We start from the raw sequence: 8,948 nt of genomic DNA, 5'->3' as shown, positions 1-8,948 counted from the left end.
CGACCGCATCGACCTGATGAACCAGCTTAGCTATTTCCTGCCGCATCTGCTGGCGCTGAGCACCTCGTCGCCGTTCTGGCAGGGCATTGATACCGGGCTGAATTCCTATCGGCTGACGGTGTTCGACAACCTGCCCCGCACCGGCCTGCCGCCCCGCGCCCAAAGCTGGGAGGACTACCGCCATATGGTCGATACGCTGATCGACCTGAACCTGATCGAAGACAGCAGCAAGATCTGGTGGGACCTGCGGCCCTCGGCCCGGTTCCCGACGCTGGAATCGCGGATCTGCGATGTCAGCCCGCGTCTGGAAAATGCGCTATCGCTGGCGGCGCTGACGCAATGCCTGATGCGGATGCTGTATCGGCTGTCGCAGCGCAATCAACAGTGGCGGCTGTATGATCCGTTCCTGATCGCGGAAAACCGCTGGCGGGCGCAACGCTATGGCATTTCCGAGGGGCTGATCGATCTGGGCGAAGGCCGGGTCAAGCCGATGGCCGATCTGGTCGAAGAACTGATCGCGCTGGTCGCCGAGGATGCCGAGGCGCTGGACTGTGTCGCCGAAGTCGAAGCCACCCGCGACATCATCGCTACCGGCACCAGCGCCGACCGCCAGCGCGCGGTGTTCGAGGCCGCGCTGGCCGATGGCAAGGACACGCCCGAGGCGCTGAAGGATGTGGTGCGGCTGTTGATCGATGAATTTCAGCACGGGCTTTAGGCAGAAACCTTCACATTCGCGTGTCTGACGCTGCTGTGACCGCGCCGGGCGTGGAAAATTTCGCCGTTTCATGGCACGCACGGTCAAAAGACCGGAGCAGACCATGACCCCCTTTACCCGCCGCAATTTTCTGACCGCAACCGCTAGCCTGCTGGCCAGCCCGACGATCCTGCGGGCGCAATCTCTGACGGCCGAGGACGAAGCCACCGCCCGGCACAATATCTCAAGCTTTGCGATGCAGAACTGGCAGGATCATTTCGACAGTCTGGGCGTTGCCACCCTGTTGGCCGACACCACCTCGCGGGCGCTGCATTACTGGAGCGCCGATGGCAGCGACTATCGCCTCTATCCGACCTCGGTTCCGATGACCGACGAGCTGACCAAGCGCGGTTATACCAAGGTTGTGCGCAAAAAGGTCGGCCCCTCATGGACCCCGACCCCCAACATGCGCGAGCGTGACCCCAGCCTGCCGATCACCATGGCCGCCGGTCCGGGCAACCCGCTGGGCACCCATGCGCTGTATCTGGATTGGCCCGCTTATCTGATCCACGGCACCCATGACACCCGCAAGATCGGCCGCCGGTCGTCGTCGGGCTGTATCGGGCTTTATAACGAAAAAATCGCTGAATTGTATGATCTGGTGCCCATCGGCGCGCAGGTACGTCTGATTTAGCAAAACGGCTTTGAAAAACCTCCCCTTGCTCTTGCAGGTTTAGGCCTGCAAAACTTGTGAAACAGTCGTAAAATAACGTCCGTTCAATTCTTGGGATACCCGGGGGAGGATCAGCATGGATTTCGCACTTAGCGAGGAACAAGAGGCCATTTTTGACATGGCGCGCGCCTTTGGCGCCGAACATATCGCGCCCAATGCCCGCGCTTGGGAAAACGAGGGCACGATCCCCAAAGCCCTGTGGCCGAAAGTCGCCGAGTTGGGCCTTGGGGGCGTTTACGTGTCCGAAGACTATGGCGGATCGGGCCTGTCGCGCCTGGACGCAACGCTGGTGTTCGAAGCTCTTGCCATGTCCTGCCCTGCCGTGGGCTCGTTCCTGTCGATCCACAACATGTGCGGCGGCATGATCGACAAGTTCGGCAGTGACGAGACCAAGGAAAAATGGCTGCCTGACCTGTGCACGATGGAAAAGGTGTTCTCGTATTGCCTGACCGAACCTGGCTCGGGCTCGGACGCGGCGGCGTTGCGCACCCGGGCCGACAAGACCGACAGCGGTTACCGGCTGAACGGCACCAAGGCGTTCATCTCGGGCGGCGGTTATTCCGACGCTTACGTGGTGATGGTCCGCACCGGCGACGATGGCCCCAAGGGCATTTCGACCGTGGTGGTCGAGGATGGCACCAAGGGCCTGTCTTTCGGCGCGGAAGAAGACAAGATGGGCTGGCGCGCCCAGCCGACCGCGCAGGTGCAGTTCGACGATTGCGACATCCCCGCCGACAACCTGATCGGCGAGGAAGGCCGTGGGTTCGTCTATGCCATGGCCGGTCTGGATGGCGGGCGTCTGAACATCGCCGCTTCGGCTTTGGGCGGCGCTCAGGCGGCGCTGGACGCGACGCTGGCCTATATGGGCGAACGCAAGGCGTTTGGCCGCTCGATCGACCAGTTTCAGGCGCTGCAATTCCGGCTGGCTGATATGGAGGTCAAGCTGCAATCGGCCCGCACCTTCCTGCGGCAAGCGGCGTGGAAGCTGGATAACAAATCGCCGGATGCCTCGAAATTCTGTGCGATGGCAAAGCTTTACGTCACCGACCGCGCGTTTGAGGTCGCCAATGACTGCCTGCAACTGCATGGCGGCTACGGCTATCTGGCCGATTACGGGATCGAAAAGATCGTCCGCGACCTGCGGGTGCATCAGATCCTTGAAGGCACCAACGAAATCATGCGCCTGATCGTTTCGCGGCAGATGTTGGAGGCCCGCGGCTGATGTCGGATATCGACATCCGGAAAACCGGCCGCGCCGGCCGCATTACCCTGACGCGAGCGAAGGCGCTGAACGCGCTCAGCTATCCGATGAGCCTTGCGGTCGAGGCGGCGCTGGACGATTGGCGCAACGATGACGAGGTCGCGGTGATCGTCATCGACGCCGAGGGTGATCGCGCCTTTTGCGCCGGGGGCGATCTTACGGTGATGTATGAGACCGGCCGCGCCGGGGATTTCGCCTTTGGCCAGAAATTCTGGCGTGACGAATACCGGATGAACGCCAAGCTGTTCGAATTCCCCAAGCCAGTGATCAGCCTGTTGCAGGGCTTTACCATGGGCGGCGGCGTTGGTCTGGGCTGTCACGGCTCGCATCGGATCGTTTGTGAAAACAGCCAGATCGCCATGCCGGAATGCGGCATCGGTCTGGTGCCGGATGTCGGCGGGTCGCTGATCCTGTCGCGGGCACCGGGGCGGCTGGGCGAATATCTGGGCTGCACCGCCACGCGGATGGGGCCGGGCGATGCCATTCTGGCCGGGTTCGCCGATTACTACGTGCCGCGCGCCGATTGGCCGGCACTGATCGCCACGCTTGAGGACACCGGCGACTGGCAGGCGGTTGATCGCGCCGCGCAACCGGCGCCCGAGGCGCCTCTGGCCGCGCTGCGCCCCAAGATCGACGCGCATTTCGGTGGCGAGACTTTGGGCGACATCGTGCGCGCGCTGCGGCAGGACAACTCGGACTTCGCCGTCGCGACGCTTGAGACCATGAGCCGCAACAGCCCCCTGGCCATGGCCTGCACCGTCGAAATGATGCACCGCCTGCGGGGCCGCGACACGATCCGCGCCGCGCTGGAGCAGGAATACCGCTTTACCCATCGCGCCCCCGAGCATTCCGATTTTCTGGAAGGCATCCGGGCCGCGATCATCGACAAGGACAAATCCCCCCGCTGGCAGCATCCCGACATGGCCAATGTGCCCGCCGTGGATGTCAGCCGGATGCTTATGCCGCTGGGGGCGGAAGCGCTGAAGCTTGAGGAGGAGCTGGCATGAATATCGGATTTATCGGACTGGGCAATATGGGGTCGCCGATGGCCGCCAATCTGGCGGCTGCGGGCCATGCGGTGACGGGGTTCGATCTGGTCGCGCCCTGCCCCGCAGGTGTAGCCAAGGCCGCAACCGCCGCCGAGGCCGCAGCCGGGCGCGACGTGGTGATCACCATGCTGCCGAATGGCGCGATCCTGCGGGCGGTGGCGGATGAAATCCTGCCGGTGATGACCAAGGGTGCGGTGTTTCTGGATTGCTCGACCGTGGACGTCGAAAGCGCCCGCAGCGTCGCCGCCCGCGCGGCGGACGCCGGGGTTCTGGCGATGGATGCGCCGGTTTCGGGCGGGGTTGGCGGCGCCACGGCGGGCACGCTGACCTTTATGGCTGGTGGCGCGGACAACGCGTTTGCCATCGCCAAGCCGCTGTTCGACATCATGGGCCAAAAGGCCGTGCATTGCGGCCCCTCGGGCAACGGTCAGGCCGCCAAGATCTGTAATAACATGATCCTGGGCGTCACCATGATCGCCACCTGTGAGGCCTTTGCCCTTGCCGACAAGCTGGGTCTGGACCGGGCCAAGATGTTCGATGTGGTTTCGACCTCGTCCGGCTATAGCTGGAGCATGAACGCCTATTGCCCCGCCCCCGGCGTCGGCCCGCAATCGCCTGCCGACAACGATTACAAGCCCGGCTTTGCTGCCGAGCTGATGCTGAAAGACCTGCGCCTGTCGCAACAGGCCGCCGAGGCGGTCGATGCCGACACGCCGATGGGTGAACGGGCGGCGGCGCTGTATGCGGCCTTTGTTGACGAGGAAAACGGCAAGGGCATGGATTTCAGCGCCATGCTGCCGCGGTTTGAAAAGCGTGGCCGCCACGGATGAGCAACTGGATCGACCGGGCACAGGGGCTGACGGATATGGACCCGCAATCGCGGGCGATCCTGCAAGGTTTGCCGGTCACCAACCTGACGAAAGGTCACGCGCTGTTTCACCCCGGTGAGGCGGCGCGCGGCTTTGCCATCGTGCTGTCGGGCCGGATCGAGGTCTATCTGATCGGGCCGACCGGCCGCGAAATCCTGCTTTACGGGATCGAGCCGGGCCAGTCCTGCGTGCAATCGACGCTGGGGCTGCTGGGCGCGGCGGATTACACCGGCGAGGCCGTGACCACCTCTGAGGTCGAACTGGTGCTGGTCCCGCGCGACATGTTCCTGACCCTGATAGAAACCGCGCCGGTGTTTCGGGCGTTCGTCTTCGGGGCCTTTGCCACCCGGATGCAAAGCATGATGGAACTGCTGGAACGCGTGGCCTTTCAAAAGGTCGAAAGCCGCCTTGCTGCGGCCCTGCTGGATCAGGCGCAGGATGATGTTGTTCACACCACCCATGCCGAACTGGCGACCCGGATCGGCACCGCGCGTGAAGTGGTGTCGCGGCGGCTGGATATTCTGGTCAAACGCGGGCTGGTGCGGCAGGATCGCGGGCTGGTAACCGTTACAAATCGTCCGGGACTGGTCGCATTAGCGGAAATTGACGCGCCGTAAGTGACCTAGTCACAGACCCGGACGAAAACAGGTGGCATACTTGTGATTGTCCCGCCATAGTTGAGTCGCGGCGGATTAGTCAGGAGACGTATTAATGCTGAAGAAAAATATCGGAACGGTTGACCGCGTGTTGCGCATCGTTGTGGGTCTGGCGCTGATCGCCGGGTATTTCATGAACCCCGAGGCCAGCCTGCGCTGGCTGTATCTGCTGGGGATCATCCCGCTGGCGACCGGGATCATCTCGTCTTGCCCGATCTATTCGATCCTGGGGATCAACACCTGCGGGATGAAAAAACAATAAGATTTGCCGGGGGGCGCTGCCCCCCGCATTCTTCCGCGTGCGGACCCTAAACCGTTATTCCGCAGCGACTTTTTTCGCCGACAACATCTCTTTCAGATAGCGCCCGGTGTGGCTGGCCTCGACCTTGGCCACCTCTTCGGGGGTGCCGGTCGCCACAACCTGACCGCCGCCATCGCCGCCTTCGGGGCCGATGTCGATAAGGTAATCGGCGGTCTTCACCACATCGAGATTGTGTTCGATCACCACGACGGTATTGCCCTGATCGACCAGTTCGTGCAGCACCTCCAGCAGCTTTTTCACATCCTCGAAATGCAGGCCGGTGGTCGGCTCATCAAGGATATACAGCGTCCGGCCGGTGGCGCGTTTCGACAGTTCTTTCGACAGTTTCACCCGCTGAGCCTCGCCGCCTGACAGGGTCGTGGCCTGTTGGCCAACCTTGACATAGCCAAGCCCGACCCGCGCCAGCGCATCCATCTTGTCGCGGATCGACGGGACCGCCTTGAAGAACTCCTGCGCGTCCTCAACCGTCATATCCAGCACATCGGCGATGGATTTTCCCTTGAATTTTACCTCCAAAGTCTCGCGGTTATAGCGCGCGCCCTTGCAGGTTTCGCAGGTGACATAGACGTCGGGCAGAAAGTGCATTTCGATCTTGATGACACCATCGCCCTGACAGGCCTCGCAGCGGCCGCCCTTGACGTTAAAGCTGAACCGCCCGGCCTTATAGCCACGGGCCTTGGCCTCGGGCAGACCGGCAAACCAGTCGCGGATCGGGGTGAAGGCGCCGGTATAGGTCGCCGGGTTCGACCGGGGCGTGCGCCCGATCGGGCGCTGGTCGATGTCGATCACCTTGTCCAGATGCTCTAGCCCGGTGATGGTCTCGCACGGCGCCGGGGTCTGGCGCGCGCCGTTCAGCCGCATCGAGGCGGTTTTGAACAGCGTTTCAATCGTCAGGGTCGACTTGCCGCCGCCCGATACGCCAGTGACGCAGACGAATTTTCCCAGCGGGAAATTGACCGTCACTTCACGCAGGTTGTTGCCCGTGGCCTTGACCACGGTGACCTGTTTCTTGTTGCCTGAACGGCGTTCCGCCGGAATCGGAATCGCGCGCACCCCGGACAGATATTGCCCGGTGACCGAGGCCGCGTCGGCGGCGATTTCCTTGGGCGTGCCTTGGGCCACGATCTGACCGCCATGCACACCGGCGCCGGGGCCGATGTCGAAAACATAATCGGCCTCGCGGATCGCTTCTTCGTCATGCTCGACCACGATCACCGTATTGCCTTGATCTCGCAGGTTTTTCAGCGTTTGCAGTAAGCGGCCATTGTCGCGTTGGTGCAGGCCGATCGACGGCTCGTCCAGCACATACAGAACCCCGGTCAGACCCGAACCGATCTGGCTGGCCAGCCTGATCCGCTGACTTTCACCGCCCGATAGGGTGCCGGAATTGCGCGCCAGCGTCAGGTATTCCAGCCCGACATTGTTAAGAAACCCCAGACGTTCACGGATTTCTTTCAGGATGGCGCGGGCGATTTCATTCTTTTGCGCGGTCAGATGCTCGGGCACGGTCAGGCACCAATCATAAGCCTCGCGGATCGACATCTGCACCACCTGCCCCGCATGCAGGCCACCGATTTTCACCGCCAAGGCCTCGGGGCGCAGGCGATAGCCTTCGCAGGAATGACAGGGCCGGTTGTTTTGATAGCGTTCGAATTCCTCGCGCACCCAGGCGCTGTCGGTCTCGCGATAGCGGCGCTCCATATTCGGGATCACGCCCTCGAACGCGCGGCTGACCTGATAGACCCGGCCGCCTTCGTCATAGCGGAACTGGATTTCCTCGTCGCCCGAGCCGTAGAGGAACACCTGTTTTACATGCGGTGCCAGATCCTTCCACGGGGTGTTCTTGTCGAACTCGTAATGGCGGGCGATGGCCTCGATCGTTTGCAGGAAATAGGGCGATTTGCCCTTGCGCCACGGCGCCAGCGCCCCGTCATACAGCCGCAGCGCCGCGTCGGGCACCACCAGCCGTTCGTCGAAAAACAGCTCGACCCCCAGCCCGTCGCAATCGGGACAGGCCCCGAACGGCGCATTGAACGAAAACAGGCGCGGTTCGATCTCGGGGATGGTGAAGCCACTGACCGGGCAGGCAAAATTCTCGGAAAAGGTGATGCGCTCGGGTTCGCCTTCGGACGGGGCGGTTTCCAGAATGGCGATGCCATCGGCCAGATCCAGCGCCGTGCGCAGACTGTCGGCCAGCCGGGTTTCCAGGCCTTCGCGCACCGCGATCCGATCCACAACAACGTCGATGTCATGGCGGAATTTCTTGTCCAGAACCGGCGCATCCTCAAGCTCGTAAAACGCGCCATCGACCTTGACCCGCTGAAAGCCCTGCTTGCGCAGATCAAGGAATTCCTTGCGGTATTCGCCTTTGCGGTCGCGGACGATCGGGGCCAGCAGATAGGCGCGCGTGCCCTCGTCCATCGCCATGATGCGATCGACCATGTCCTGCACCTGTTGGGCCTCGATCGGCAGGCCGGTGGCGGGGCTATAAGGCGTGCCGACCCGCGCGAACAGCAGGCGCATATAGTCGTAAATTTCGGTCACGGTGCCGACGGTCGAGCGCGGGTTCTTGCTGGTGGTTTTCTGCTCGATGGAAATCGCCGGAGACAGGCCGGTGATATGATCGACATCGGGCTTTTCCATCATATCAAGGAATTGCCGCGCATAGGCGCTCAGGCTTTCGACATAGCGGCGCTGGCCCTCGGCATAGATCGTGTCGAACGCCAGCGACGACTTGCCCGAGCCCGACAGCCCGGTGATGACCACCAGCTGATCGCGCGGAATATCCACGTCGATATTCTTGAGGTTATGTTCACGCGCACCGCGCACCTCAATCATCTTCAACTCGGCCATACGGCACCCCCGGAAACAAAGTGACTAAGAAATAGTTTACGCAGCGCGAGTCTCCAACCGAAAAGTAAGAACATTTAGTGAACTTTACCGTTACCCGCACAAATCCTGTGCCAAATCCTGCCCAGCCATGATAATTGGCCGGGAAAATACCGGAATATGATGGTGTGGGCCTTTATATTCGGTATGTTGAATATATATAGCCTGCCAATCCTGCCCTCGCAGGTTTCTACGAAAAGGACTTATCGATGCTGTCAATGTTCCGCCCCTCTGGCCCGCGCGTGGCCAATCTTGATGCCGCCACAGCGGTTCAGAAAGTCGCCGCGGGCGAATTGACCCTGATCGACGTGCGCGACGCGGCCGAGTTGAAGGCCAGCGGCCATGCCGCCGGGGCGCTCCATATCCCGCTGACAGTGTTGCAGATGAAGGTCGATCCCCGCAGCCCCGAACATATCGCCGAACTGACTCCGGACCGGCCGATCGCACTGTATTGCGCTTCGGGCGGGCGGTCTGG

9 protein-coding genes are annotated in these 8,948 nt (G+C 62.0%); 8 read left to right on the top strand and 1 reads right to left on the bottom strand.

Features of this window, described 5'->3' with window-relative positions:
• The 7 genes from ABYW26_RS06230 to ABYW26_RS06200 form a co-directional block, all read left to right on the top strand.
• Positions 1-715 (top strand): glutamate-cysteine ligase family protein (locus ABYW26_RS06230; RefSeq protein ID WP_372603925.1); only part of this gene is annotated, 715 nt, incomplete at its 5' end.
• Between the two features lie 103 nt (positions 716-818).
• Positions 819-1,388, top strand: a complete 570-nt coding sequence (locus ABYW26_RS06225) for a L,D-transpeptidase (protein WP_372603924.1) — start codon at positions 819-821, stop codon at positions 1,386-1,388.
• A gap of 115 nt (positions 1,389-1,503) precedes the next feature.
• Complete coding sequence (locus ABYW26_RS06220) at positions 1,504-2,649, top strand: acyl-CoA dehydrogenase family protein (RefSeq protein WP_372603923.1); 1,146 nt, start codon at positions 1,504-1,506, stop codon at positions 2,647-2,649.
• The gene (locus ABYW26_RS06215; RefSeq protein ID WP_372603922.1) at positions 2,649-3,695 is read left to right on the top strand and encodes an enoyl-CoA hydratase/isomerase family protein; all 1,047 of its coding nucleotides are present in this window, start codon (positions 2,649-2,651) and stop codon (positions 3,693-3,695) included. Before ABYW26_RS06220 ends, ABYW26_RS06215 begins: the two co-directional genes overlap by 1 nt.
• On the top strand, positions 3,692-4,567 hold the full coding sequence (gene mmsB, locus ABYW26_RS06210) for a 3-hydroxyisobutyrate dehydrogenase (RefSeq protein WP_372603921.1): 876 nt from the start codon (positions 3,692-3,694) through the stop codon (positions 4,565-4,567). The genes ABYW26_RS06215 and mmsB overlap by 4 nt, the downstream gene beginning before the upstream one ends.
• The gene (locus ABYW26_RS06205) at positions 4,564-5,223 is read left to right on the top strand and encodes a Crp/Fnr family transcriptional regulator (protein WP_372603920.1); all 660 of its coding nucleotides are present in this window, start codon (positions 4,564-4,566) and stop codon (positions 5,221-5,223) included. Before mmsB ends, ABYW26_RS06205 begins: the two co-directional genes overlap by 4 nt.
• A 94-nt stretch (positions 5,224-5,317) precedes the next feature.
• Positions 5,318-5,524 carry a DUF2892 domain-containing protein gene (locus ABYW26_RS06200; RefSeq protein WP_372603919.1) on the top strand — a complete coding sequence of 69 codons (207 nt, stop codon included), beginning with the start codon at positions 5,318-5,320 and terminating at the stop codon, positions 5,522-5,524.
• Positions 5,525-5,578: 54 nt separating this feature from the next.
• On the opposite strand, the gene uvrA is transcribed toward ABYW26_RS06200, so the two are convergent.
• Entirely contained in the window at positions 5,579-8,437 is a 2,859-nt protein-coding gene (uvrA, locus tag ABYW26_RS06195) for an excinuclease ABC subunit UvrA (protein WP_372603918.1), read from the bottom strand.
• Between the two features lie 245 nt (positions 8,438-8,682).
• Here uvrA and ABYW26_RS06190 point away from each other — a divergent pair.
• Positions 8,683-8,948 (top strand): rhodanese-like domain-containing protein (locus ABYW26_RS06190; protein ID WP_372603917.1); only part of this gene is annotated, 266 nt, incomplete at its 3' end.

The organism is Actibacterium sp., from assembly GCF_041584535.1.
Lineage (GTDB): Bacteria > Pseudomonadota > Alphaproteobacteria > Rhodobacterales > Rhodobacteraceae > Actibacterium_D.
The sequence above is the reverse complement of the archived record's forward strand: the minus strand, read 5'-3'. Positions and strand labels throughout refer to the sequence as shown.

Coding starts and splice junctions, on each gene's coding strand:
- uvrA (WP_372603918.1), bottom strand. CDS start 8,437: ATGGCCGAGTTGAAGATGATTGAGGTGCGCGGTGCGCGTGAACATAAC.
- ABYW26_RS06205 (WP_372603920.1), top strand. CDS start 4,564: ATGAGCAACTGGATCGACCGGGCACAGGGGCTGACGGATATGGACCCG.
- ABYW26_RS06225 (WP_372603924.1), top strand. CDS start 819: ATGACCCCCTTTACCCGCCGCAATTTTCTGACCGCAACCGCTAGCCTG.
- ABYW26_RS06220 (WP_372603923.1), top strand. CDS start 1,504: ATGGATTTCGCACTTAGCGAGGAACAAGAGGCCATTTTTGACATGGCG.
- mmsB (WP_372603921.1), top strand. CDS start 3,692: ATGAATATCGGATTTATCGGACTGGGCAATATGGGGTCGCCGATGGCC.
- ABYW26_RS06215 (WP_372603922.1), top strand. CDS start 2,649: ATGTCGGATATCGACATCCGGAAAACCGGCCGCGCCGGCCGCATTACC.
- ABYW26_RS06200 (WP_372603919.1), top strand. CDS start 5,318: ATGCTGAAGAAAAATATCGGAACGGTTGACCGCGTGTTGCGCATCGTT.